This window comes from Pseudomonas sp. HD6515 (assembly GCF_024971855.1).
Classification (GTDB): Bacteria; Pseudomonadota; Gammaproteobacteria; order Pseudomonadales; family Pseudomonadaceae; genus Aquipseudomonas; species Aquipseudomonas alloputida.
This window is the reverse complement of the sequence record NZ_CP079827.1, coordinates 2,240,182-2,266,489: the sequence shown is the minus strand read 5'-3', so window position 1 is coordinate 2,266,489 and position 26,308 is coordinate 2,240,182. Positions and strand designations below refer to the sequence as shown.

General features: G+C 62.2%; 22 protein-coding genes. 15 read left to right on the top strand and 7 right to left on the bottom strand.

Annotated elements, in window-relative coordinates; translation table 11 throughout:
- Position 1: 1 nt before the first annotated feature.
- The 4 genes from crcB to KW568_RS10320 all read right to left on the bottom strand — a co-directional run bounded on the left by crcB (position 2) and on the right by KW568_RS10320 (position 4,895).
- Positions 2 to 376 carry a fluoride efflux transporter CrcB gene (gene crcB / locus KW568_RS10335; protein WP_003251205.1) on the bottom strand — a complete coding sequence of 125 codons (375 nt, stop codon included), beginning with the start codon at positions 374 to 376 and terminating at the stop codon, positions 2 to 4.
- Positions 373 to 1,698, bottom strand: coding sequence for a replication-associated recombination protein A (locus tag KW568_RS10330; RefSeq protein WP_003251207.1), 1,326 nt, complete (start codon positions 1,696 to 1,698; stop codon positions 373 to 375). Before KW568_RS10330 ends, crcB begins: the two co-directional genes overlap by 4 nt.
- A 12-nt stretch (positions 1,699 to 1,710) precedes the next feature.
- On the bottom strand, positions 1,711 to 2,334 hold the full coding sequence (gene lolA, locus KW568_RS10325) for an outer membrane lipoprotein chaperone LolA (protein ID WP_003251209.1): 624 nt from the start codon (positions 2,332 to 2,334) through the stop codon (positions 1,711 to 1,713).
- Positions 2,335 to 2,396: 62 nt separating this feature from the next.
- Positions 2,397 to 4,895 (bottom strand): DNA translocase FtsK, encoded by a 2,499-nt coding sequence (locus tag KW568_RS10320; protein WP_167398634.1) that lies wholly within the window; start codon positions 4,893 to 4,895, stop codon positions 2,397 to 2,399.
- A 407-nt stretch (positions 4,896 to 5,302) separates the two neighbouring features.
- Here KW568_RS10320 and aat point away from each other — a divergent pair, with 407 nt between their 5' ends.
- The 3 genes from aat (at position 5,303) to infA (ending at position 7,067) form a co-directional block, all read left to right on the top strand.
- Positions 5,303 to 5,983, top strand: a complete 681-nt coding sequence (gene aat, locus KW568_RS10315) for a leucyl/phenylalanyl-tRNA--protein transferase (RefSeq protein WP_003251213.1) — start codon at positions 5,303 to 5,305, stop codon at positions 5,981 to 5,983.
- 56 nt (positions 5,984 to 6,039) lie between these two features.
- Positions 6,040 to 6,747: an arginyltransferase gene (locus KW568_RS10310; RefSeq protein WP_003251215.1), complete on the top strand. Its 708-nt coding sequence runs from the start codon at positions 6,040 to 6,042 to the stop codon at positions 6,745 to 6,747.
- 101 nt (positions 6,748 to 6,848) lie between these two features.
- The gene (gene infA, locus KW568_RS10305) at positions 6,849 to 7,067 is read left to right on the top strand and encodes a translation initiation factor IF-1 (RefSeq protein WP_002553999.1); all 219 of its coding nucleotides are present in this window, start codon (positions 6,849 to 6,851) and stop codon (positions 7,065 to 7,067) included.
- 85 nt (positions 7,068 to 7,152) lie between these two features.
- On the opposite strand, the gene clpA is transcribed toward infA, so the two are convergent.
- On the bottom strand, positions 7,153 to 9,423 hold the full coding sequence (gene clpA, locus KW568_RS10300) for an ATP-dependent Clp protease ATP-binding subunit ClpA (RefSeq protein ID WP_003251217.1): 2,271 nt from the start codon (positions 9,421 to 9,423) through the stop codon (positions 7,153 to 7,155).
- 30 nt (positions 9,424 to 9,453) lie between these two features.
- Positions 9,454 to 9,816 carry an ATP-dependent Clp protease adapter ClpS gene (gene clpS / locus KW568_RS10295; RefSeq protein WP_003251220.1) on the bottom strand — a complete coding sequence of 121 codons (363 nt, stop codon included), beginning with the start codon at positions 9,814 to 9,816 and terminating at the stop codon, positions 9,454 to 9,456.
- Positions 9,817 to 10,046: 230 nt separating this feature from the next.
- Between clpS and cspD the strand changes: the two genes are divergently transcribed.
- The gene (cspD, locus tag KW568_RS10290; RefSeq protein WP_003251222.1) at positions 10,047 to 10,313 is read left to right on the top strand and encodes a cold shock domain-containing protein CspD; all 267 of its coding nucleotides are present in this window, start codon (positions 10,047 to 10,049) and stop codon (positions 10,311 to 10,313) included.
- A 71-nt stretch (positions 10,314 to 10,384) separates the two neighbouring features.
- Here the strand turns inward: cspD and icd are convergent, their stop codons facing one another.
- Positions 10,385 to 11,641 (bottom strand): NADP-dependent isocitrate dehydrogenase, encoded by a 1,257-nt coding sequence (gene icd / locus KW568_RS10285; RefSeq protein ID WP_003251224.1) that lies wholly within the window; start codon positions 11,639 to 11,641, stop codon positions 10,385 to 10,387.
- A gap of 414 nt (positions 11,642 to 12,055) precedes the next feature.
- On the opposite strand from icd, the gene KW568_RS10280 reads away from it, so the two are divergent.
- The 11 genes from KW568_RS10280 (at position 12,056) to KW568_RS10230 (ending at position 26,270) form a co-directional block, all read left to right on the top strand.
- On the top strand, positions 12,056 to 14,281 hold the full coding sequence (locus KW568_RS10280; RefSeq protein WP_003251225.1) for an NADP-dependent isocitrate dehydrogenase: 2,226 nt from the start codon (positions 12,056 to 12,058) through the stop codon (positions 14,279 to 14,281).
- A 176-nt stretch (positions 14,282 to 14,457) separates the two neighbouring features.
- Positions 14,458 to 14,898 (top strand): NUDIX hydrolase, encoded by a 441-nt coding sequence (locus tag KW568_RS10275; protein WP_003251227.1) that lies wholly within the window; start codon positions 14,458 to 14,460, stop codon positions 14,896 to 14,898.
- A gap of 59 nt (positions 14,899 to 14,957) precedes the next feature.
- A complete protein-coding gene (mnmA, locus tag KW568_RS10270; RefSeq protein WP_259538223.1) occupies positions 14,958 to 16,082 on the top strand; it encodes a tRNA 2-thiouridine(34) synthase MnmA in 1,125 nt (374 codons plus the stop codon).
- Positions 16,079 to 16,705, top strand: coding sequence for a high frequency lysogenization protein HflD (gene hflD / locus KW568_RS10265; protein WP_003251232.1), 627 nt, complete (start codon positions 16,079 to 16,081; stop codon positions 16,703 to 16,705). Before mnmA ends, hflD begins: the two co-directional genes overlap by 4 nt.
- A 215-nt stretch (positions 16,706 to 16,920) precedes the next feature.
- Positions 16,921 to 18,291: an adenylosuccinate lyase gene (gene purB / locus KW568_RS10260; RefSeq protein WP_003251234.1), complete on the top strand. Its 1,371-nt coding sequence runs from the start codon at positions 16,921 to 16,923 to the stop codon at positions 18,289 to 18,291.
- A gap of 81 nt (positions 18,292 to 18,372) precedes the next feature.
- Positions 18,373 to 19,539 (top strand): cupin domain-containing protein, encoded by a 1,167-nt coding sequence (locus KW568_RS10255; protein WP_004576096.1) that lies wholly within the window; start codon positions 18,373 to 18,375, stop codon positions 19,537 to 19,539.
- Positions 19,532 to 19,960 carry a GNAT family N-acetyltransferase gene (locus tag KW568_RS10250; protein WP_003251237.1) on the top strand — a complete coding sequence of 143 codons (429 nt, stop codon included), beginning with the start codon at positions 19,532 to 19,534 and terminating at the stop codon, positions 19,958 to 19,960. Before KW568_RS10255 ends, KW568_RS10250 begins: the two co-directional genes overlap by 8 nt.
- A gap of 396 nt (positions 19,961 to 20,356) precedes the next feature.
- A complete protein-coding gene (locus KW568_RS10245) occupies positions 20,357 to 21,685 on the top strand; it encodes an IS110-like element ISPpu9 family transposase (protein ID WP_004577239.1) in 1,329 nt (442 codons plus the stop codon).
- Positions 21,686 to 21,866: 181 nt separating this feature from the next.
- Positions 21,867 to 23,831, top strand: coding sequence for a DNA topoisomerase III (locus KW568_RS10240; RefSeq protein WP_004576972.1), 1,965 nt, complete (start codon positions 21,867 to 21,869; stop codon positions 23,829 to 23,831).
- 145 nt (positions 23,832 to 23,976) lie between these two features.
- A complete protein-coding gene (locus KW568_RS10235) occupies positions 23,977 to 25,266 on the top strand; it encodes an FAD-binding oxidoreductase (RefSeq protein WP_004576973.1) in 1,290 nt (429 codons plus the stop codon).
- 173 nt (positions 25,267 to 25,439) lie between these two features.
- Positions 25,440 to 26,270, top strand: coding sequence for an alpha/beta fold hydrolase (locus KW568_RS10230; protein WP_004576974.1), 831 nt, complete (start codon positions 25,440 to 25,442; stop codon positions 26,268 to 26,270).
- Positions 26,271 to 26,308 lie beyond the last annotated feature (38 nt).

Sequence of the window (26,308 nt, the reverse complement as noted above, 5' to 3'; positions counted from 1 at the left end):
TTCAGAATCGGGTCAGGGACAGGCCAGCCCAGGTTGCGAGCAGCCCGCCCACTACGCTGATACTGGTATAGCCCAAGGCAAGGGGCACTTGCCCGCTTTCCATCAGGCGCACGGTATCGAGCGAGAAGGAGGAAAAGGTCGTCAGGCCCCCGAGGAAGCCGACAATCAGGCCGGCGCGCAGTTCGACCGGCGCCAGCGGCTTGTGCAAGAACAAGCCATAGAGCAAGCCGATCAGCAGACAGCCAACCAGGTTGACCGCCAGCGTACCGGCATAGAAGTGCCGTGGCCAGTGGGCCGCTACCCAGTTGGTGGTAGCAAAGCGCAACAAGGTGCCGGCAATACCACCCGCGCTGACTGCGGCGATGAGTGCAATCACGGTTTTCTCCGCTGGCGGGGGCTGTTGCGGTCGAGGTCGGCCAGATGGCGCAGCTTCTCGCCAATTTTCAGTTCCAGGCCACGGGGCACCGGCTGATAGTACTGGCGCGGTTCCAGCTCGTCGGGGAAGTAATCCTCACCGGCGGCGTAGGCATCAGGTTCATCGTGGGCATAGCGGTACTCGTCGCCATAGCCCAACTGCTTCATCAGCTTGGTCGGGGCATTGCGCAGGTGCAACGGCACCTCCAGCGAACCATGCTCGGCCGCTTCGCGCAGGGCGGTCTTGAACCCCACGTACACCGCGTTGCTCTTGGGTGCGCAGGCCAGGTAGGTGATGGCCTGTGCCACCGCCAACTCGCCCTCGGGGCTGCCAAGGCGCTCCTGCACATCCCAGGCTGCCAGGCACAGGCTAAGCGCACGCGGGTCGGCGTTGCCGATGTCCTCGCTGGCCATGCGCACCACGCGGCGGGCGATGTACAACGGATCGCAGCCGCCGTCGAGCATGCGTGCAAACCAGTACAGGGCGCCATCGGGGTTGGAGCCGCGCACCGACTTGTGCAGTGCGGATATCTGGTCGTAAAACGCCTCGCCGCCTTTGTCGAAGCGACGGCGACTGTCACCCAGCAGGCTCTGTAGCATCTCGACGTCGATCTCGCTGCCGTCTTCAGCCAGGTCCGAGGCGTTCTCAAGGAAGTTGAGCATGCGCCGGCCATCGCCGTCGGCGGCGGCCATCAGCATCTTGAAGGCGTCGTCGCCCACCCGCAGGTTGCGCTTGCCCAGGCCACGCGCTTCCGTCAGCGCACGGTTGACCAGCTTGCGCAAGGCCGCTTCGTCCAGGCTCTTGAGCACATACACCCGCGCCCGCGACAGCAGCGCGTTGTTCAGCTCGAACGACGGGTTTTCGGTGGTGGCACCGATGAACAGCAGGGTGCCGTCCTCGACATAGGGCAAAAAGGCGTCCTGCTGCGACTTGTTGAAGCGGTGCACCTCGTCAACGAACAGGATGGTGCGACGGCCATATTGGCCAGCCTGCTGTTTGGCCACCTCCACCGCCTGGCGGATCTCTTTCACCCCGGCCAGCACCGCCGACACCGTTTCGAAGTGCGCATCGCAGAACTGCGCCAGCAACCGCGCCAGCGTGGTCTTGCCGACCCCAGGCGGCCCCCAGAAGATCATCGAGTGCAGCGCACCTTGTTCCAGCGCTTCGCGCAGCGGTTTACCGCGCGCCAGCAGGTGCTCCTGGCCGACGTACTCATCCAGGCTGGACGGGCGCAGACGGGCGGCCAGGGGCTGGGCGACAGGTTCGCTTCGAAACAGGTCCATGGCGAGCTCTGGTTACTCCTTGATCACGTCCGCGCCCTTGGGGATGTCGAACTTGAACTTGCTGTCCGGCACCGCCTGGTTGGCCTTGACGCCATTGAACAGGATATTGGTGCGCTGGCCGACGCTGTCGATCAGCTGCATGTCATTGATCAGGCCTTTGCGGAACGACACGCGCAGCGAGTCGAACAGGGTGTCCTTGGTCTTTGGCTTGAGGGTGAAGTCCATCACTTCACCCTGCTCCTTCGAGGCGATGTCGAAGCTTTGGCTGATCTTCGACACATCACCCGACAGCAGCAGCGCCGGGGTCTGGTTCAGGCGCACGTCGAGCTTCTTGATGGTGGCCTGCTCCAGGTCCGGGTCCCACAGGGTGACGTTCTTGCCGTCCGACACCACCACCTGCTCCTGCGGTGCATCGGTGTGCCAGTAGAACAGGCCCGGGCGCTTGACCGTCATCTTGCCCGAGGTTTCCTGCAGGCTGGTGCCATCGGCGCCCAGGGTCAGCTGGGAGAAGTTGGCCTCGATGGTCTGCGACTTTTCCAGCAACTGGGTCAGGCGTTGTACGTCTTGCTCACCGGCATAAGCAGTAACCGAGCCCAGGGTAAGGGCAGAAACCAACAGCATGCGAATCGCGCGCATGGGAATCCTCATTGAGCGTTGAAAAGGCCGGGCGCCACCGTTGGCGCCCGGCAGGGTGTTCATCAGTCGCGCGGGCCGCCCGGGGCTATCACTTCCCGCGAGCCGTTGCTGTTCATCGGGGTGACAACGCCGGCCATCTCCATCGACTCGATCATGCGCGCGGCACGGTTGTAGCCGATCTTCAGCTTGCGTTGCACGGCAGAAATGGAGGCGCGACGGCTCTCAAGCACGAATTGCACCGCTTCATCATACAGGGCGTCGGTTTCGGCATCGTCACCCTCGCCACCGCCGCCGCCATCAAAGCCGCTACCGGCTTCTTCGACGCCGTTGAGGATGTCGTCGTTGTAGTCCGGGGCGCCACGCAGCTTCCACGCCTCGACCGTGCGGTGCACTTCGTCGTCGGACACGAATGCGCCGTGCACCCGGATCGGCAGGCTGGTGCCCGGCGGCATGTACAGCATGTCGCCATGGCCCAGCAGCTGTTCGGCACCGCCCTGGTCGATGATGGTACGCGAGTCGATCTTGCTCGACACCTGGAACGCCATACGGGTCGGGATGTTGGCCTTGATCAGGCCGGTGATCACGTCCACCGACGGGCGCTGGGTCGCGAGGATCAGGTGAATACCGGCCGCCCGTGCCTTCTGCGCGATACGGGCGATCAGCTCTTCAACCTTCTTGCCGACGATCATCATCATGTCGGCGAATTCGTCCACCACCACCACGATGGTCGGCAAGGTTTTCAGCGCAGGCGGCTCATCGTCCATGCTCTCACGGCGATACAGCGGGTCATGGATGATTTCGCCAGCTTCCTGGGCGTCCTTGATCTTGCGGTTGAAACCGGCCAGGTTACGCACGCCCATGGCCGCCATCAGTTTGTAGCGCCGCTCCATCTCGGCCACGCTCCAGCGCAGGGCGTTGGCGGCGTCCTTCATGTCGGTGACCACCGGGCACAGTAAGTGCGGGATGCCTTCGTAGATCGACAGTTCAAGCATTTTCGGGTCGATCATGATCAGCCGCGCGTCTTCCGGGCTGGACTTGAACAGGATCGACAAAATCATCGCGTTCACACCCACCGACTTACCGGAGCCGGTAGTACCGGCCACCAACAGGTGCGGCATCTTGGCCAGGTCAGTGATCACCGGCTTGCCGCCAATGTCGTGGCCCAGCGCCAGCGTGACGGGCGATTTCTGCTCGTCGTACTGCGGCGTGGCCAGCACTTCGGAGAAGCGCACCATCTGGCGGTTTTCGTTGGGTATCTCGATACCTACCGTGGTCTTGCCAGGGATGACCTCGACCACTCGCACACTGGTCACGGCCAGCGAACGCGCCAGGTCCTTGGCAAGGTTGGCGATGCGGCTGACCTTCACGCCGGCGGCCGGCTGGATTTCGTAACGGGTAATTACCGGGCCTGGGTGGATCGAGTCCACCGCCACTTCCACACCGAATTCCTTGAGCTTGATTTCCAGCAGCTGACCGACGCCGGCCAGGGATTCTGGCGAATACTCGATCTTTTTCTGTTCGGCCGGGTCGAGGATGGAAATCGAGGGCAAGGTGCCTTCCACGGCGCTGTCGACGAACAGCGGCGCCTGCTTTTCCTTCATCGCCCGCTTGCTCGGCTCCGGCGCCTTGGCGGCTGACGGCGGCACAATGGTGGGCGCTGCGTGCTGCTGGCGGGGCACCACGGTTTCACGCGGCGCCAATGCCTCAGGCGCCGTTTCACGTGGCGGCACAATCGGTTCGCGTGCAAGGGTTGGCTCACGTGGCTCGACCGGCTGAGCGGGTGGCTCTTCACGCTTGAGGATGCGCTCGCGCAGTGACGGTTTGGCCGGCTCGCGCTTCTCGGCAGCCATCGGCGCGGCCTTGAACACCGGTTCGTCCTCGCGCAGCTGTGCCTCAAGGCGCTTGCGCTCGTTGCGCGCTTCCCACCAGCGGGTGGCAGCCCCTTGCACCAGTTCGAACAGGTCGAGGGTGATCTTGCCGGTCAGGTCCATCACCTTGAACCACGACAGGTCGGTGAAGACGGTCAGGCCGAACAGGAACAGGGCAATGAACATCAGCGTGCTGCCCTGCACGTTCAGCAGGTTGCGCGCCAGGTCGCCCAGGCTTTCGCCCAGTGCACCACCGGCGGAGAACGGCAGGCTGGCGGGCGGGTGGAAGTGGATATGCGCCAGCGCTGCCCCCGACAGCACCAGGAACACCAGGCCAATCAGCCGCCAGGAGAACAGCCAGCCGCTCCAATCCCACGGCTGGTGGCGTTCGCGGAAAATCTGCCAGGTCTTGACCGCCAGCAGCAGCGGGAAAATATAGGCGAAGTAACCCAGCACCATGAACAGGATGTCGGCGAAGTAGGCACCGGCACGCCCGGCCGCATTCTGCACCTGGTCGACGTTGCTGGTGTGGCTGAAGCCCGGGTCCGACGTATCGTAGGTCAGCAGCGCCATCCACAGGTACAGGCACAGCGCGCCGACAGCGATCAACGCACCTTCCTTGAGGCGATAATGCAGCTGCTGCCGCCACAGTGGCACAGGCAATGGAGCTGGAGTTGCGGTGGATTTCTTCAAAACGCGTCTATTCCTGCGCGTGGTGCGCGTCCAATAGTGATCGGCCGCTGCGCGACCAACGAACCACTACTTTTAACATTACTGCCCGCCAGCCGCCATGGCGGCACGCCGTATGGGGGTTTGGCCGGGGGCGAATTCATATAGCTGCAATTTGAGCATGCATTTTCTTTTGTGACAAAGGCTTATGCTGTGTTTTTGCACAGGTGTGACAGCAAATGTAGCGGATGGTGCCTGCGGTTTGATGAATGTGTAGGAAATTGCCCTGAATTGCCGCAAAACGGCCTCACCTCCCTGTAGGGGGTAGCTTGTGCAGGTTACGGCGCTGGCTTTGAGGCACCCAAAGAGATTGACCCCGCTTTTGACCCAAGCCATGCTGCCCTCTCCCCTCCCCCACCGCACGATAGACCATGCTCACCTGGCTGACCCGCGACTCGCTGACCTTCCCGCCCCTGGAAAAGGCGCTGCACGACCCCAACGGCCTACTGGCCGCCGGCGGTGACCTGAGCCCCGAGCGCCTGGTGCAGGCGTATCGCCATGGCTGCTTCCCGTGGTACCAGGACGGCCAACCGATCCTGTGGTGGTCACCCGACCCGCGCACGGTGTTGTTGCCCGACCAGTTGCATGTGTCACGCTCGCTGGCCAAGCTGATGCGCCAAGGCCGCTACCAGGTCAGCTTCGACACCGACTTCCCGGCCGTGATCGCCGCCTGCGCCGCGCCTCGCGACTACGCTGACGGCACCTGGATCACCGACACCATGCGCAACGCCTACTGCGAGCTGCACCGCCGCGGCATCGCCCATTCGGTCGAAGTTCGCCAGGACGGCGAACTGGTCGGGGGCCTGTACGGCCTCGCCATGGGCCAGCTGTTCTTTGGCGAATCGATGTTCAGCCGCGCCGACAACGCCTCCAAGGTCGGCTTCGTGACCTTGGTCAACCACCTGCGAGACGCCGGCTTCGTGCTTATCGACTGCCAGATGCCGACCAACCACCTGCACAGCCTGGGCGCCCACGCCATCAGCCGTGCCGAGTTCGCCAGCTACCTGGCACGCCACCTTGACCAACCCAACAGTGCTTCATGGGTTGCCTAGGCGAGTTCCCGTAGCTGGCTTACACTTAAAACAAAGTCTCACCGAAGGGGTTGATCATGACAGAGTTGGCGCGGTTGAAGTTCTATGCCACTCAGCCCCACTCCTGCAGCTACCTGCCGGAGGAGCAGGCGACCACGCTGTTCCTCGACCCCAGCCAGCCGATGGACGTGCACGTGTACGCCGATTTGTCGGAAATGGGCTTTCGCCGCAGTGGCGACCACCTGTACCGCCCACACTGCCAGAACTGCAACGCCTGCGTGCCGGCGCGCATCCCGGCGGCGCGCTTCATCCCCAACCGCCAGCAGCGTCGCATACTCAAACGTAACGCCGACCTGACCGTAACCGCAGCGCGCCCGGCGTTCAAGGAAGAGTACTTCGAGCTGTACCGGCGCTATATCGAAACGCGCCACGCCGATGGCGACATGTACCCGCCCAGCCGCGATCAGTTTTCCACCTTCCTGGTACGCGACCTGCCGTTCTGCTGGTTCTACGAATTTCGCCTGGAAGGCCGGTTGATGGCGGTGGCAGTGTGCGACCTGCTGCCCAATGGCCTGTCAGCGGTGTACACCTTCTACGAGCCGGACGAGGAGCGCCGCAGCCTCGGCCGTTTCGCCATTCTCTGGCAGATCACCGAAGCGCTGCGCCAGAACCTGGAGGCGGTTTACCTGGGCTACTGGATCAAGAACTGCAAGAAGATGAACTACAAGACGCAGTACCGACCTATCGAGCTGCTGATAAACCAGCGCTGGGTCACCCTCAACTGAAAGCATTGGCTTGACACGCAGTTTTCCGGCATAATCCACGCCACTTTTTTGCCCGGTGCGGATATGCGTCGGGCTAACACTGGATCCGAGGGCTCAACTGCATGTCGAAAGAAGACAGCTTCGAAATGGAAGGTACTGTCGTCGACACCCTGCCCAACACCATGTTCCGCGTGGAGTTGGAAAACGGGCACGTCGTAACCGCGCACATCTCCGGAAAGATGCGCAAGAACTACATCCGTATTCTCACTGGCGACAAGGTCCGCGTCGAGCTGACGCCGTACGACCTGAGCAAGGGCCGCATCACCTACCGTGCGCGCTAAACTCAAGCCATGAAAAAGCCCGGCCAGGTGCCGGGCTTTTTTGTGCCTTTTGAAACTGCAGGGGCTGCAAGGCAGCCCCTGCACATCACGCGACCTCAGCGGTGGTTTCGAAGTCGAACACCAGTTCGCCATCGCGCAGGTCGACATGCACCACGCCACCATGCTCGGCCAGCTCGCCAAACAGGATCTCCTCGGCCAGCGGCCGCTTGATCTTGTCCTGGATCAGCCGCGCCATTGGCCGCGCGCCCATCTGCACGTCATAGCCCGAAACCGCCAGCCAACCGCGCGCTTCATCGCTGACTTCCAGCAGCACACGCTTGTCTTCCAGTTGCGCCTGCAATTCGATAAGGAACTTGTCGACGATGCTTTTGATCGTCTCCGTGCTCAGGCGGCCAAACTGGATGATGGTATCCAGACGGTTGCGGAACTCTGGCGTGAAGCTCTTGCGGATCACTTCCATGGCATCGGACGCGTGGTCCTGATGAGTGAAGCCGATCGACGCCCGCGCCGCGGTTTCTGCACCGGCGTTGGTGGTCATGATCAGGATCACGTTACGGAAGTCGGCCTTGCGCCCGTTGTTGTCGGTCAAGGTACCGTGGTCCATCACCTGCAGCAGCAGATTGAAGACTTCCGGGTGGGCCTTCTCGATTTCATCGAGCAACAATACGCAGTGCGGCTGCTTGGTGATCGCCTCGGTCAACAAGCCACCCTGGTCAAAACCAACATAACCCGGCGGCGCACCAATCAAACGCGACACGGTGTGACGCTCCATGTACTCAGACATGTCGAAACGCACCAACTCCACACCCAGCGCCTTGGCCAGTTGCCGCGCCGCTTCGGTCTTGCCGACGCCGGTAGGGCCGGCGAACAGGAACGAACCCACCGGCTTGTCTGGCGACTTGAGGCCGGCACGGGACAGCTTGATCGCGGTGGCCAGCGAGTCGATTGCCTGGTCCTGGCCAAACACGGTCAGTTTCAGGTCGCGCTCAAGGTTACGCAGCAGCTCCTTGTCGGAACTGGTGACGTGCTTCGGCGGAATTCGCGCAATCTTGGCGACGATGTCCTCCACTTGCGGCACATCAATGCGCTTGACGCGATTGGCCTCTGGCTGCAGGCGCTGGTAGGCCCCAGCCTCGTCGATCACATCAATGGCCTTGTCAGGCATGTGCCGGTCGTTGATGTAGCGCGAAGCCAGTTCGGCGGCGGCGCGCAGGGCTTCGTCGCTGTACTCGATGTTGTGGTGGCTTTCGAAACGCCCTTTCAGGCCGCGCAGAATGCCCACGGTGTCTTCGACCGATGGCTCGCTGACATCCACCTTCTGGAAGCGCCGCGCCAGGGCACGGTCCTTCTCGAAGATGCCGCGAAACTCCTGGAACGTGGTCGAACCGATGCAGCGGATTTCACCCGACGACAGCAGCGGCTTGAGCAGGTTGGAGGCATCCATCACCCCGCCCGACGCCGCACCGGCGCCGATGATGGTGTGAATTTCGTCGATGAACAGGATGGCCTGCGGACGCTTGCGCAGCTCACCGAGCAGCGCCTTGAAGCGCTTCTCGAAGTCACCACGGTATTTGGTACCGGCCAGCAAGGCACCCAGATCGAGTGAGTACACCACGCTCTGCGCCAGCAGGTCAGGCACCTGACCATCGACGATGCGCTTGGCCAGGCCTTCGGCGATGGCCGTCTTGCCCACGCCAGCCTCACCCACCAGCAGCGGGTTGTTCTTGCGCCGACGGGCCAGGATTTGCGCCACGCGTTCCACTTCCTGCTCACGACCGACCAGCGGGTCGATACGGCCGGCACGGGCCAGCTCGTTCAAGTTGCTGGCGTAGGCGTCCAGCGGGTTGCTCGAAGAGGAGGTTTCGCCGCCCTCTTCGTCCTGCATGTCCTGCTCGCTTTCAGACTGCGCACCATGCCCTGGCACCTTGGAGATGCCGTGGGCGATGTAGTTGACCACGTCGATACGGGCCACGCTCTGCTGCTTGAGCAGGAACACGGCCTGGCTTTCCTGTTCGCTGAAGATCGCCACCAGCACGTTGGCGCCGGTCACTTCGCGCTTGCCAGAGCTCTGCACGTGGAACACGGCACGCTGCAGCACGCGCTGGAAGCCCAGGGTTGGCTGGGTTTCACGGTCTTCGTCGTTGACAGGGATCAACGGCGTGGTGGAGTCGATGAACTCTTGCAGGTCATGCTTGAGCTTGTCGAGATTGGCGCCACAGGCGCGCAGAACGGTCGCGGCAGCCTCATTGTCAAGGAGTGCCAGCAGCAGATGCTCGACGGTCATGAACTCATGACGCTTCGAACGAGCCTCCTTGAAGGCAAGATTGAGGGTGACTTCGAGCTCGCGGTTTAACATAGCTTCACCTCATACCCAAGTGGTCGGCGATTAACCGTCCTTCTCGATTTCACAGAGTAGCGGATGCTGGCTTTCCCTGGCGTATTGGTTGACCTGCATGGCCTTTGTTTCGGCGATGTCACGGGTAAACAATCCGCACACTGCCCGCCCCTCGGTATGGACGGTCAGCATGATCTTGGTCGCCAGCTCGCGGTTCAGACTGAAGAACGTCTCGAGCACTTCGACGACGAAATCCATTGGTGTGTAGTCATCGTTGAACAAAACCACCTTGTACATCGGTGGCGCCTGCAGGATCGGCTTGGCTTCCTGAACTGCAAGACCTGAGCCGTCGTCCTCATTCGATTGCGGGCGATCCTGATTGAATGTTAGTCGAATCTCACTAGGTGCATGCATGGAAAGAATTTCATCATGAGCGTCAGGTTAAGGTTGCGGGTTGACTGCACAGGCCACCGCCGGCGCAGGCGCCGCGTGACCTTGACTATCGGCAAAACGGTGTTACAACCAATAAGAACCCACCGTGGTCGATAAAGATCCGCGCAGTCAACCAGATTTTTCGCAAGGTTCGTATGCGGATGAAGTGGATGATACTCCAGTGATGGAGTCCTTTGCAGAGGGACATAGGGATGGCAAGCGGTAAAGTCAAGTGGTTCAACAATGCCAAGGGCTATGGATTCATCAATGAGGAAGGTAAATCCGATGACCTGTTCGCCCATTATTCCGCCATCCGAATGGACGGATACAAGACCCTGAAGGCTGGCCAGGCCGTGGTATTCGACATCGTCCAGGGCCCCAAAGGCTTGCACGCCGTTGAAATCAAAGATGCTGCGGCCGCCGCGGCAGAGGCTGCCAGACCCCTGGGTGAGCCGCAAAGCGAAACTGCAAAAGCCTGACTGCCTGCGCTGTGCCGATAGACGAAAAAACCGGCCATTTCTTTAAAGGAGACGGCCGGTTTTCTGTTGCCTTACATGTGTTTGATCATTTCATCGCCAAAGCCTGAGCTGCTTACCAGCTTGGCGCCTTCCATCAACCGCTCGAAATCGTAGGTCACGGTCTTGGCCGCAATGGCACCATTGGTGCCTTTGATGATCAGGTCGGCGGCCTCGGTCCAACCCATGTGGCGCAGCATCATCTCTGCCGAGAGGATCACCGAGCCCGGGTTGACCTTGTCCTGCCCGGCATACTTGGGCGCCGTGCCGTGAGTGGCCTCGAACATGGCCACGGTGTCGGACAGGTTGGCGCCCGGCGCAATGCCGATACCGCCCACCTCCGCCGCCAGGGCATCGGACAGGTAGTCACCGTTGAGGTTGAGGGTGGCGATCACGTCGTATTCGGCCGGGCGTAGCAGGATCTGCTGCAGCATGGCGTCGGCAATGGCGTCCTTGACGATGACCTCGCGACCGGTCTTGGGGTTCTTGAATTTCATCCATGGGCCACCATCGAGCAGTTCAGCGCCGAACTCGTCACGCGCCACCTCGTACCCCCAGTCCTTGAACGCGCCCTCGGTGAACTTCATGATGTTGCCCTTGTGCACCAGGGTCAGCGATTCGCGGTCGTTATCCACCACGTATTGCAGGGCCTTGCGCACCAGACGCTTGGTACCCTCCTTAGACACCGGCTTGATGCCAATGCCGCAATCCTGGTCGAAGCGGATCTTGGTGACCCCCATTTCCTCCTTGAGAAACTTGATCACCTTGTTCGCCTCGGGCGACCCGGCCTTCCACTCGATGCCGGCATAGATGTCTTCGGAGTTCTCGCGGAAGATCACCATGTCGACGTCGCCCGGCTTTTTCACCGGGCTCGGTACACCCTGGAACCACAGCACCGGCCGCAGGCATACATACAGGTCCAGTTGTTGGCGCAGGGCCACGTTGAGCGAGCGGATGCCGCCACCGACCGGGGTGGTCAGCGGGCCCTTGATCGACACCACGTAATCACGCACGGCATCGAGGGTTTCCTGCGGCAACCAAGTATCCTGGTCATACTTTTGGGTGGCTTTCTCGCCAGCGTATACCTCCATCCAGGCGATCTTGCGCTTGCCGCCGTAGGCCTTCTCCACGGCGGCATCGACCACCTTGATCATTACCGGCGAAACATCGACGCCGATCCCGTCGCCTTCAATGTAAGGAATGATCGGATGATCAGGCACGTTAAGCGAATGGTCTGCATTGACGGTAATTTTGGTGCCGTCGGTCGGAACCTTGATTTTCTGGTATCCCATGCTTGCACTACTCCGCTGTCGGGTGTGGTTTGGACATCGTGCGATCCACTGAGCCTAAACCACATCTGCCGACCTGCAAGGCATGCGACAACCCGCCGCATTGCCGCTTAGTCTTTGGTCTTATAAATGGGCCGATATCACTTGGCCTTGCTGATTAGCCCGAATGGTTTGGTATACTCCGCCGCGACCGAAGGGTCATCGGGGCGAATCCCAGGAAAATGCGGACCGCCCTAGGCCATGAATGGCCATAAAGCCTGGGTTGTTACCGCAGCTCAGCACTTGACGCTCGACTGATGCATCCACCATCACCGCTCGCAGCCTCTCGACTTTCCGCTCATGGCGCTGCCAGGGCGATGCGCCTACCCTGCGCACCACGAGACTCGAGCACGCTCAGCACACAGAGAGTTAACCCGCATGCCCACCCGTTCCAAGATCATCTATACCTTCACCGACGAAGCCCCCGCCCTCGCCACTTACTCGCTGCTGCCGATCATCGAAGCGTTCACCGCTTCGGCTGACATCGCTGTCGAAACTCGCGACATCTCCCTGGCTGGCCGTATCCTTGCCGCCTTCCCGGAGCAACTGGGCGCAGAGAAGCAAGTAGGCGATCACCTGGCGGAACTGGGCCAGCTGGCTACCACCCCTGAAGCCAACATCATCAAGCTGCCGAACATCAGCGCCTCGGTACCGCAGCTCAAAGCCGCGATCAAGGAACTGCAAGGCAAGGGCTTCAACATCCCTGACTACGCCGACGAGCCGGCCACCGCGGAAGAAAAAGAATCCCGTGCCCGCTACGACCGCATCAAGGGTTCCGCCGTGAACCCGGTGCTGCGCGAAGGCAACTCCGACCGCCGCGCGCCGCTGTCGGTCAAGAACTACGCCCGCAAGCACCCACACAAGATGGGCGCCTGGGCCGCCGACTCCAAGTCGCACGTTGCCCACATGACTCAAGGCGACTTCTACGGCAGCGAAAAGGCCGCGCTGATCGAAGCTGACGACAGCCTGCGCATCGAGCTGGTCGCCAAAGACGGCAGCACCACCGTGCTGAAAGAAAAAACCGCCGTCAAAGCCGCTGAAGTCATCGACTGCGCCACCCTGAGCCGCAAGGCCCTGAAAGCCTTCATCGCCGAGCAGATCGCCGATGCCAAGGCCGCCGGCGTGCTGCTGTCGGTGCACCTGAAAGCCACCATGATGAAGGTCTCCGACCCGATCATGTTCGGCGTCATCGTCGAAGAGTTCTACAACGACGTGCTGACCAAGCACGCCGCTGCCCTGGCCGAAGTAGGCTTCAACGCCAACAACGGTATCGGCGACCTGTACGCCCGCATCAAGGACCTGCCAGCTGACAAGCAGGCCGAGATCGAAGCCGACATCCAGGCCCTGTACGCCGAGCGCCCGGCCCTGGCCATGGTCAACTCCGACAAAGGCATCACCAACCTGCACGTGCCGAGCGACGTGATCGTCGACGCCTCGATGCCGGCCATGATCCGTGACTCGGGCAAGATGTGGAACACCGCAGGCGAACTGCAAGACGCCAAGGCCGTGATCCCGGACCGCTGCTACGCCGGCATCTACCAGGCCACCATCGAAGACTGCAAGGTCAACGGTGCCTTCGACCCGACCACCATGGGCAGCGTGCCGAACGTTGGCCTGATGGCGCAAAAGGCCGAAGAGTATGGCTCCCACGACAAGACCTTCCAGGTCAAGGCTGACGGCGTGGTTCGTGTAGTCGATGGCAAGGGCAACGTGGTGCTGGAGCAGAACGTCGAAGCCGGTGACATCTTCCGTATGTGCCAGACCAAAGACGCGCCGATCCAGGACTGGGTCAAGCTGGCCGTCAACCGTGCCCGCCTGAGCAACACCCCGGCGGTGTTCTGGCTGGACCCGGCTCGCGCCCACGACGGCGTCATGATCGAGAAGGTGCAGAAGTACCTGAAAGATCACGACACCACCGGCCTGGACATCCGCATCCTGGCACCGGTCGACGCCATCAAGTTCTCCCTGGCCCGCATCCGCGAAGGCAAGGACACCATCTCGGTGACCGGCAACGTGCTGCGTGACTACCTGACCGACCTGTTCCCGATCATGGAGCTGGGCACCAGCGCCAAGATGCTGTCGATCGTACCGCTGATGAGCGGCGGTGGCCTGTTCGAAACCGGCGCCGGCGGTTCGGCTCCGAAGCACGTGCAGCAGCTGGTTGAAGAGAACTTCCTGCGTTGGGACTCGCTGGGTGAATTCCTGGCCCTGGCCGCTTCCCTGGAGCACCTGGGCAACACCTACGACAACCCGCGCGCCAAGGTTCTGGCCAACACCCTGGACCAGGCTACCGGCAAGTTCCTCGACACCAACAAGTCGCCGTCGCGCAAAGTCGGCGGTATCGACAACCGCGGCAGCCACTTCTACCTGACCCTGTACTGGGCCGAGGCCCTGGCCGCTCAGACGGACGACGCTGCCCTGCAGGCACGCTTCGCACCACTGGCAAAAACCCTGGCCGAGAACGAAGCGACCATCGTCGCCGAGCTCAACGCCGTTCAGGGCAAGCCAGCCGACATCGGCGGCTACTACGCCCCGGATGCCGAGCTGACCGCCAAGGTGATGCGCCCAAGCCAGACCCTGAACAGCGCCATCGCTGCCCTGTAAGGTTCGCTTGAAGTAACAGCACAAACCCCGGCCACGCACCGGGGTTTGTGCTTTCTGGAAAACAAGCGCGGTCCCTGTAGGAGCGGGTTTACCCGCGAATACGGTGGTGAAAGCACTGACCCATTCGCGGGTTAACCCGCTTCTACAGGGCCCTGCAGACCGTTGAGGAGATGCTCATGACCTGGCAACCCCACATCACCGTAGCGACCATCGTCGAGCACGAAGGCAAGTTCCTCTTCGTCGAGGAATTCAAAGCCAACCAGCACGTCTTCAACCAGCCGGCCGGCCACCTCGAGCCCAACGAGACCCTGCCCCAGGCCGCCCTGCGCGAAACCCTGGAGGAAACCGCCTGGGAAGTCGAGCTGACCGGCGTGGTCGGCATCTACCTGTACACCGCCCCCAGCAACGGCGTGACCTACCAGCGCATCTGCTTCGCCGCCCGACCCGTGCGCCATCACGCCGACCTGGCACTGGACAGCGACATCGTCCGCGCCGTGTGGCTGACCCGCGACGAACTGCTGGCCGACCCCACTCGCTGGCGCAGCGAGCTGGTGCCGCGCTGCCTGGATGACTACCTCAAAGGCCCGCTGCACAGCCTCGACCTGCTACGCGACTGACGCGGCGCCACGGTTTTGATAGAATCGGCGTTTTTCCCCCTTGATACACACCGGTACCCATGACCAGCCCAGCACTTAAAGACCCCGCCAAGACCCGCGTCATCGTCGGCATGTCCGGCGGCGTGGACTCTTCCGTCTCAGCCCTTCTGCTCATCGAGCAGGGCTACCAGGTGGAAGGGCTGTTCATGAAGAACTGGGAAGAGGACGACGGCACCGAATACTGCACCGCCCGTGAAGACCTGGCCGACGCCCAGGCCGTGTGCGACCGTATCGGCATCAAGCTGCACACCGCCAACTTCGCCGCCGAATACTGGGACAACGTGTTCGAGCACTTCCTTGAGGAATACAAGGCTGGCCGCACCCCCAACCCCGACATCCTCTGCAACCGCGAAATCAAGTTCAAGGCGTTCCTCGACTACGCCCTGTCGCTGGGTGCCGACCTGATCGCCACCGGCCACTATGTGCGCCGCCGCGACACTGGCGCGCTCACCGAACTGCTAAAGGGCCTGGACCCGAACAAGGACCAGAGCTACTTCCTGCACGCCGTCGGCGGCCAGGAAATCGCCCGCACGCTGTTCCCGGTCGGCGAACTGGAAAAGCCCGAAGTACGCGCCATCGCCGAAAAGCACGGCCTGGCCACCGCCAAGAAGAAAGATTCCACCGGCATCTGCTTCATTGGCGAGCGCCGCTTCAGCGACTTCCTCAAGCAGTACCTGCCGGCCCAGCCGGGCGACATTGAAACCACCGAAGGTGAAGTGATCGGCCGCCACCGTGGCCTGATGTACCACACCATCGGCCAGCGCCAGGGCCTGGGCATTGGCGGCCTGAAAGATGCCAGTGACGAGCCGTGGTACGTGCTGCACAAGGACCTGGCCCGCAACGTGCTGGTGGTCGGCCAGGGCAACGAGCACCCATGGCTGTTCTCCCGCGCCCTGCTGGCCTCGGACATTTTCTGGGTCAACCCGGTCGACCTCGGCAGCCCACGCCAGCTGACTGCCAAGGTGCGCTACCGCCAGAGCGACCAGCGATGCACCCTGGAACGCACCGCCAGCGGCTACCGCGCCGTGTTCGACGAGCCTCAGCGCGCCGTAACGCCGGGCCAGTCAGTGGTGTTCTATGACGGCGAAGTGTGCCTGGGCGGTGGCGTGATCGAGGCTGCCGAGCCGTGGAGCCCGCGCGCATGAGCAACCTGCAGGAGCAGCTGATCGCATTGGGCGGTGTGTTCCAGGCCGCCGTGCTTGTCGACCGCATCGCCCGCACCGGCCAGGCCAGTGAAGCCAATATCGGCTGCATGCTGGGCAGCCTGCTGGTACGTGACCCCAAGGACACCCTGGAGGTGTTCGGCGGTGACGACCTGAACCTGCGCGACGGCTACCGAGCGCTGATCGGCGCCCTCGAGCGCGACCCCAACAGCCTGCAGCGCGAGCCACTGCGCTACGCCCTGTCGATGCTGGGCCTGGAACGCCAGCTGAACAAGCGTGGTGACCTGCTGGACACCATCGGCAACCGACTGCCGCAAATCCAGTCGCAGGCCGAGCATTTCGGCCTGGTTCACGAAAACGTCATCGCTTCCAGTGGAGCCTTGTATCAAGACACCCTGAGCACCTTGCGCCAGCGCATTCAGGTGCACGGCGACATGCGCTTCCTGCAGCAGCCCAACAACGCCTCGAAGATCCGCGCCTTGCTGCTGGCCGGCATCCGCGCCGCGCGACTGTGGCGGCAGCTGGGCGGGCACCGCTGGCAGCTGGTGTTTAGCCGGCGCAAGTTGCTGAACGAACTGTACGACATGATGCGCAGCCCCACCTGACGGGCTGGGCTGCCCTTTGTGGGAGCGGGCGTGCCCGCGAAGCAGGCGACGCGGTGTATGGCACCGGCTACGCCGGTGTTCGCGGGCACGCCTGCTCCCACAGGGGCTGCCACCAGATCCAAATTGGGCCGACCTTTGGTCAGCCACCCGACCCAGGCGCAATTTTCATGTATGATATGCGCCCTTCCAAAAGCCTGACTGTCCGAGAACACCCCATGCAGCTTTCTTCGCTCACTGCGGTTTCCCCTGTAGACGGCCGTTATGCCGGCAAAACCCAGGCCTTGCGCCCCATTTTCAGCGAATTCGGCCTGATCCGTTTCCGCGCCCTGGTCGAAGTGCGCTGGCTGCAGCGCCTGGCCGCCCACCCGCAAATCGGCGAAGTGCCGGCGTTCTCCGCCGAAGCCAACGCCCTGCTGGACAGCCTGGCCAACGATTTCAAGCTGGAGCACGCCGAGCGCGTCAAGGAAATCGAGCGCACCACCAACCACGACGTCAAGGCCATTGAATACCTCCTCAAGGAGCAGGCCGCCAAGCTGCCTGAGCTGGCCAAGGTCAGCGAGTTCATCCACTTCGCCTGCACCAGCGAGGACATCAACAACCTGTCCCACGCCCTGATGCTGCGCGCTGGCCGTGACGAAGTGCTGTTGCCGCTGATGCGCCAGGTCGCCGACGCCATCCGCGCCCTGGCCCACGCCCACGCCGAAGTGCCAATGCTGTCGCGTACCCATGGTCAGCCGGCTTCGCCGACCACGCTGGGTAAAGAACTGGCCAACGTCGTGTACCGCCTGGAGCGCCAGATCGCCCAGGTTGCCGCCGTGCCGCTGCTGGGCAAGATCAACGGCGCCGTGGGCAACTACAACGCCCACCTGTCGGCCTACTCGCAGATCGACTGGGAAGAGAACGCCCGCGCCTTCATCGAAGACGAACTGGGCCTGCAGTTCAACCCGTACACCACCCAGATCGAGCCGCACGACTACATCGCCGAGCTGTTCGACGCCATCGCCCGCTTCAACACCATCCTGATCGACTTCGACCGTGATGTGTGGGGCTACATTTCCCTGGGTTACTTCAAGCAGAAGACCGTTGCCGGCGAAATCGGTTCGTCGACCATGCCGCACAAGGTCAACCCGATCGACTTCGAAAACTCCGAAGGCAACCTGGGTATCGCCAACGCGCTGTTCCAGCACCTGGCCAGCAAGCTGCCGATCTCGCGCTGGCAGCGTGACCTGACCGACTCCACCGTGCTGCGCAACCTGGGCGTGGGCTTTGCCCACAGCGTGATCGCCTTCGAGGCAAGCCTGAAAGGCATCGGCAAGCTGGAAGTCAACGAAGCTCGCATCGCCGCCGACCTGGACGCCTGCTGGGAAGTGCTGGCCGAGCCGATCCAGACCGTGATGCGCCGCTTCAACATCGAAAACCCCTACGAGAAGCTCAAAGAGCTGACCCGTGGCAAGGGCATCACCCCAGAAGCGCTGCTGACCTTCATCGACGGCCTGGACATGCCAGCCGAAGCCAAGGCCGAGCTCAAGCAGCTGACCCCCGCTACCTACATCGGTAACGCGGCGGCCCAGGCCAAACGCATCTAAGCTGAGCGTCGCGTACAACGCCCGGCCTGGCCGGGCGTTTTTATTCCCGTACGAAAATTACGTTTTTTCAATAGGTTGAACATGAATCCTGATACTCCACTGCAGCTGCTCGGCGGCATCTCGGCCCGCGAATTCATGCGCGACTACTGGCAGAAGAAGCCGCTGCTGGTACGCCAGGCCTTCCCGGACTTCATCAGCCCGATCGACCCCGACGAGCTCGCCGGCCTGGCCCTGGAAGACGAGGTCGAGTCGCGTATCGTGCTGGAGCACGGCGCGCACCCGTGGGAACTGCGCCGCGGCCCGTTCAGCGAAGACACCTTCGCCGAACTGCCGGAAAAAGACTGGACCCTGCTGGTACAGGCCGTTGACCAGTTCGTTCCGGAAGTGGCCGAACTGCTGGAAAACTTCCGCTTCCTGCCCAGCTGGCGTATCGATGACGTGATGATCAGCTTCGCCGCCCCGGGTGGCAGCGTCGGCCCGCACTTCGACAACTACGATGTGTTCCTGCTGCAAGGCCACGGCCAGCGCAACTGGAAGATCGGCCAGATGTGCAGCAGTGACAGCCCGCTGCTGGAGCACGCCGACTTGCGTATCCTGGCCGAGTTCGAGCAGAGCGGCGAGTGGACCCTGGAGCCCGGCGACATGCTCTACCTGCCACCGCGCCTGGCCCACTACGGTGTGGCCGTGGATGACTGCCTGACCTACTCGGTCGGCTTCCGCGCACCGAGCGCTGCCGAAGTGCTGACCCACTTCACCGACTTCCTCGGCCAGTTCCTGCCCGACGAAGAGCGCTACAGCGACGCCGACGCCCAGCCGGTCAGCGACCCGCACCAGATCCAGCACGATGCCCTCGACCGCCTCAAGGCGCTGCTCGACAAGCACATGGGCGACAAGGACCTGCTGCTGACCTGGTTCGGCCAGTTCATGACCGAGCCGCGCTACCCCGAGCAGATCGTTGGCGAAGAGCTGAGCGAGGAAGAGCTGATCGACGCCCTTGAGCAGGGCGCCATCCTGATCCGCAACCCCAGCGCACGCCTGGCCTGGTCGGAATTCGAAGACGACCTGCTGCTGTTCGCCAGCGGCCGTAGTTGCCCACTGCCCGGCAAACTGCGAGAGCTGCTGAAGCTGGTATGTGCGGCCGACGCCTTGCACATCGACAACCTGGCCGAGTGGCTGCAGGACGAAGATGGCCTTATGCTGGTACAGCAGCTGGTCAAACAAGGGAGCCTGGGATTCGCCAATGAATAAGATCAGCGTTCGCCTCGCCGATTGGCACAAAGACAACGCCGACATCCGCCGTATCCGTGAAGCCGTGTTCGTCGCCGAGCAGCACATTCCGCCAGAGCTGGAGTTCGATTCTGAAGACCAGGATGCCCTGCACTTCCTGGCCCTGGAAGGCGACTATCCGATCGGTACTGCGCGCCTGCTGGCCGACGGCACCATCGGGCGCATCTCGGTGCTCAAGGACTGGCGCGGCCTGAAGGTGGGCGATGCGTTGGTCAATGCGGTCATCGTCGAAGCGCAGAACCGCGACCTGAAACAGCAGATGCTCAGCGCCCAGGTACACGCCACGCCGTTCTATGAGCGGCTGGGCTTTCGCGTAGTCAGCGAGGAATTCCTCGAAGCTGGCATCCCGCATGTCGACATGGTGCGCGACTCGCGCGCCTGATCCATCACCTGTGCCGGCCGCTTCGCGGGTAAACCCGCTCCTACAAGCACCACGCGTCCCTGTAGGAGATCACCCAGCCCTTCCGGGCTGCGCTGTCGCGCAGCAAACATGAGGTGTACGGCTTCAGTTCCGCAGCGACGCTGACATTTTGAAAAAGAAAAGGCGGTTGGCCCGGTAGGGCCAGCCGCCTTTTGCTTTGTTAGGGTTCGTGTGCGCGGGACAGAGATCGTAGCCAGCACTGGTGTGTGTCCGCACACCCGCGTAGGAGAGTGATCCGCACGGTATCGGCGTGAAGTCCCTGTAGGCATCAGCTGATTCAGCTGTGACCACGTATGAGAGAGTGAACCCTTTCGCCACCGTGTGCCCCGCGCGCCCTTTATCCTGCGAGGATTCATCATGGCGCGCAAGCCTTCCAAGCAACGCTTTACCGTCGTCCATCCCGATTGCGCGGCGATCGATGTCGGTGGTCGAGAACATTTCGTGGCGGTCGATCCCCGGCACGAAAATCCCGTCCAGTCGTTCACGTCCTTTACTGACGACCTACTCAAGATGGCTAACTGGCTTGAAAGCCTGGGGATCAAGGTCGTTGCCATGGAATCCACGGGGGTTTATTGGATTCCAATTTACGAGATTCTCAGCGAGCGCGGTTTTGAGGTTTATCTCGTCAATGCCAGAGCAACTCGGCAAATCACGGGCCGTAAATCAGATGTGTTGGATTGCCAGTGGATTTGGCAGCTGATGACTCATGGACTGCTCAGAGGCGCATTCCGCCCCGATGATCTGACCTGCTGCGTCCGGTCATTGGTCAGGCAGCGTGCTTCCAAAGTGAAAGACCAGGCGCAGACGCTGAACCGTATGCAAAAGGCCATGAGCCAAATGAACATCCAGCTGGCCAATGTCATCAGTGATATTTCCGGTGTAACTGGCATGAAGATTTTGCGAGCCATCTGCGCAGGTGAACGGGACCCAGTGCAACTGGCTGAACTGACCGACCGCCGCATCAAGGCAGGCAAGGAGGCTGTCGCTCGGAGTCTTCATGGCAATTGGCGGCGCGAGCATTTGCATGCGCTAACTCAGGAATTGGCTGCCTATGACTTCCTGGAGCAGCAAATTGCTGATTGTGACGACGCCATAAAAGCCGCGTTAGAGCAGTTGCCGGTGCTGCAAAACAAGCCAGAGCCATCCAATAAGCCTTTACGGAGCCCACACCGAAACGGTGTCCAACAGACTGAATTGCATCAGACATTGTGGAAAGTTCTTGGCGTGGACCTAACCGCAATTCCAACCATTGGGGTGGACACTGCATTAGTGCTGGCAGGGGAGATCGGTACAGATCTATCACGCTTCCCGTCCTCACAGCACTTCTGCTCTTGGTTGGGACTGGCTCCCCCTACCCGAATTTCCGGCGGTCATCGACTGGCAGGTGGCGGGCCCAAAATAGTCAATCGAGCAGCTCAAGCACTCAAGCAGGCCGCATCCAATGCCCGTAACGACAAGGGTTTCATTGGTGCATCACACCGAGCCAGACTGACTCGAATGGATACCAGCTGCGCCATCAAGGCCACTGCGCATCAGTTGGCACGTCTGGTGTACAACCTGTTAACCAAGAAGCAGGCTTATGTTGAACAAGGTCTTGAGGAGTTTGAAACCAGAAGCCAAGACCGGCAGGTCCGGGCTTTGCTTCGCAAAGCCCGGAAACTGGGGTATCAACTGGTGGCCGCTTGAGTGTTTAGAAAACAATGGGTTGCATTTTGTTTGATGAGAGCGGGTTTACCCGCGAAGAGGCCGGCTCAGGCGATATACATCCCCGCTGACAAAAAACCTGTACATCCATCCAGATAAAACTTGCCTCTGCGCCCCCGCTTGCGCATCCTATGGCCCACCACCCCGATGAAGCGTCCCGGCCATGCGCCTGTTCCTCTGTGAAAAACCCTCCCAGGCAAAAGACATTGCCAAAGTGCTCGGCGCCAACCGCAAAGGCGACGGCTGCTGGCAAGGCACCGATATCTGCGTCACCTGGTGCATTGGCCACCTGCTGGAAACCGCCCCGCCCGACAGCTACGACGAACGTTACAAGCGCTGGAACCTGGCCGACCTGCCGATCATTCCAGACAAGTGGAAGATGCTGGTAAAGCCCAAGACCGCCAGCCAGTTCAAGGCAGTCAAACGCCTGCTCGGTGAAGCGCGGGAGCTGGTGATTGCCACCGACGCCGACCGCGAAGGCGAAATGATTGCCCGCGAGCTGGTCGAGCACTGCCGCTACCGAGGCCCGGTGCAGCGCCTGTGGCTGTCGGCGCTGGATGACGCCTCCATCCGCAAGGCCCTGGCGCGCCTGCTGCCAGGCCACGAGACGTTCAATCTGTACCACTCGGCGCTGGGCCGCTCGCGCGCCGACTGGCTGATCGGCATGAACATGAGCCGGCTGTTCACCTTGCTGGGCCGCCAATCCGGCTACCAGGGTGTGCTGCCAGTAGGCCGCGTGCAAACGCCGACCTTGCGCCTGGTGGTCGACCGCGACCGCAGCATCGCCAACTTCGTACCGGTGCCGTTCTGGGCCATCGACGTCCAGCTGGAACACGCCGGCCAACGCTTCAATGCCCAATGGCGTGCCCCCGAAGACGCCTGTGATGACCAAGGCCGCTGCCTGAAGCAAGACCTGGCACAGCGGGCCGCCACCGACATCGGCCATGCCGGCACTGCCCGAGCGGTAAAGGTAGCGACCGAGCGTGTGCGCGAAGCAGCACCGCTGCCCTTCGACCTTGGCACCCTGCAGGAGCTGTGCTCGAAAAAGTTCGGCCTCGGCGCCCAGGAAACCCTCGACATTGCCCAGGCACTGTACGAAACACACAAGTTGATCACCTACCCGCGCAGTGATTGCGGCTATTTGCCACAAAGCCAGCACGCCGAGGCACCCGCCATCCTCGCCGCCCTGCAACGGGCCGATGCCAGCCTGGCACCGCTGCAGCCCTACCTGGAGCCGCAACGCCGCTCGCGGGCGTGGAACGACGCCAAAGTCAGCGCTCACCATGGCATCATCCCCACCGCCGCCGCCAGCGACCCCTCGCGCCTGCCGGCCAAGCACAAGGCCGTGTATACCCTGATCCGCGCCCGCTATCTGGCGCAGTTCCTGCCCAACCATGAGTACGACCGCACCCAGGCCGACTTCGACTGCGCCGGTCATGCGCTGCGTGCTGTGGGCAAGCAGATCGTCGAGCCGGGCTGGCGCCGCGCCTTGCCCGAGGCGCTCACCCCGGCCAAAGGCCGCGAGGCACCACCGGCCCAGGTGCTGCCGGCGCTTCGCGAAGGCCAGGACTGCAACGTACACAGCCTGCAACTGAAAGACCTGTGGACCCAGCCACCCAAACCGTTTACCGAAGGCGACCTGATCAAGGCGATGAAAAACGTGGCCAAGCTGGTGGATGACCCTCGGCTGAAGCAGAAACTCAAGGAAACCACCGGCATCGGCACCGAGGCCACCCGCGCCAGCATTATCCAGGGTCTGCTCGACCGCGGTTACCTGGTAAAGAACGGCAAGGCGCTGTCGGCCACACCTGCGGCCTTCAGCCTGATCGACGCCGTTCCCCGCGCGATTGCCGACCCCGGCACCACGGCGATCTGGGAGCAGGCGCTGGACATGGTGCAAAGCGGCGAGATGACCCTGGACGAGTTCGTCGCCCGGCAGTCGGCGTGGATGGGCAAGCTGGTAGAGCGTTGCAGCGGCATGCGCATGACCATCAGCGGGCCAGCGGCCGGGGCGGCCCCGCCCTGGAAGAAGAAACGTCGCGGTGGAGGTGGCAAAAGCAAAGCGGCCGGAAACAAGGCAACTCCGAGCAAGCCACGTCAGGCGCGGAAAAAGCGAGCCCCCCTGTAGGAGCGGGTTCACCCGCGAAGAGGCCAGCCCAGGCAACACATTAACCACAGGCAAACCACAAACCCCGACCAACACATTGGCAACGTGAAATTTAACTGCTAACTTTTCATGAAAATAAACATAATAATTTTCACGGAAATCCCGCATGTTCAAACAATCCGCCCAGCACGTCGCCAGTTACTACGCCCAGACCTACCCCGCCAACATCCCATTACGCCCTACCCTGCAAGGCACTCAGGACACCGATGTGCTGATCATCGGCGCCGGTTTCAGCGGCCTGCACACTGCCCTGCGCCTGACCCAGGCCGGCAAACGCGTAACGCTGCTGGAAGCCAGCCGGGTTGCCTGGGCGGCCTCCGGACGCAACGGTGGCCAGGCGCTGCTGGGCTGGTCGTGCGACATGCCGCCGCTGGAGCAGGCCCTTGGCATCGAACGCACCCAACGGCTATGGGCCAGCATGTGCTGGGCCGCCGACGAGATGCGCGAACTGCCCCAGCGCCACGGCTTCGACATCGACTACCGGCCGGGCAGCCTGTGGACTGCGGTATTGCCGCGCCGGGTAAAAATGCTCGAAGAGGCCCTGCATGATGCCGAGCATAAATGGGGTTACGACGCCCTGCGCCTGATCGGCCGTGACGAGTTGCCGCAATGGATCGACAGCCCGCGCTACCAGGCCGCGCTGTACGACGCCAAAGGTGCCCACCTCAACCCGCTGAAACTGGCACAGGGCCTGGCCAGTACCATCGAGGCTGCCGGCGGGCAAATCTACGAACAGAGCCAGGTGCTCAGCTACCAGCAGGCTCGCGACGGCTATGTCGCCCGTACCGACCGTGGCGAAGTTCGCTGCCAGGTATTGGTGCTGGCCTGCAACGCCTACATCGACCGCCTTGACCGCAGCCTGTCGCGTCGCCTGTTGCCAGTCGGTTCCTACCAGGTCGCCACTGCGCCTCTGGATGCCGACTTGGCCCATTCGTTACTACCTCGCAACAGTTGCGTGATCGACAACCAGTTCGTACCCGACTACTTCCGCCTCACCCCAGACCACCGCCTGCTGTTCGGTGGCGGCTGCACCTACCTGGGCGGCATTCCCAAGGACGTCGCCAGCGCCACCCGCCCGTACCTGGAGCGGGTGTTCCCGCAACTGGCCGGGGTGGCCATCGACTATGCCTGGGGCGGCCATATCGATTGCAGCATCAAGCGCACCCCGGACGTCGGTCGCGAGGGCCAGCGCTACTGGCTGCAGGGCTTCTCCGGTCATGGTGTACTGCCGACCCTGGCGGCGGCGCGTGCGGTCAGCGATGCCATTCTCGGCGATGAAGACCTGTTGGCGCTGTACCAAGGCATCGACAACGGCCGCTTCCCCGGTGGCGACCTGCTGGCTGCGCCATTGGAAGCGGCGGCAAAGGCCTGGTACCGCATGCGCGACCGCGTCTGAAGGGCATCAGTATTGCCTGTGCGGGCCTCTTCGCGGGTGAACCCGCTCCTACACTGTGAGGTCCCTTTCACCCGCGAAGAGGCCCGCACAGGCACCACAACTTCCTGATACCCGCCAAAAACCCTCCTATTCTCAATAGCTCCCTTCGCTTCCTGCACCCAGGAGACACGACCATGAGCTATGTAACCACGAAGGACGGCGTACAGATTTTCTACAAGGACTGGGGCCCGCGCGATGCACCGGTGATCCACTTCCACCACGGCTGGCCGCTCAGTGCCGATGACTGGGACGCGCAGATGCTGTTCTTCCTCGCCCAGGGTTACCGCGTGGTCGCCCACGACCGGCGGGGCCATGGCCGCTCCAGCCAGGTATGGGACGGCCACGACATGGACCACTATGCCGACGACGTAGCCGCCGTGGTCGCCCACCTGGGCACCCAGGGCGCCGTGCATGTCGGCCACTCGACCGGCGGCGGCGAAGTGGTGCGCTACATGGCCCGGCACCCTGAAGACAAGGTGGCCAAGGCCGTACTGATCGCGGCCGTCCCCCCCTTGATGGTACAAACCCCCGACAACCCCGGTGGCCTGCCCAAGTCGGTATTCGACGGTTTCCAGGCCCAGGTTGCCAGCAACCGGGCGCAGTTCTACCGGGATGTGCCAACAGGGCCGTTCTACGGCTACAACCGCCCAGGGGTCGAAGCCAGCGAAGGCATCATCGGCAACTGGTGGCGCCAAGGCATGATCGGCAGTGCAAAGGCCCATTACGATGGCATCGTGGCGTTTTCCCAGACCGATTTCACCGAGGACCTGAAGGGCATCCAGCAGCCGGTGCTGGTGATGCACGGCGACGATGACCAGATCGTGCCATACGAAAATTCCGGGGTACTGTCGGCCAGGCTGCTGCCCAATGGCACGCTGAAAACCTACAAAGGCTACCCGCATGGCATGCCCACCACCCATGCCGATGTGATCAATGCGGATTTGCTGGCGTTTATCCGTAGTTGATGTTTTCGCCAGTACCGGCCCTTTCGCGGGTAAACCCG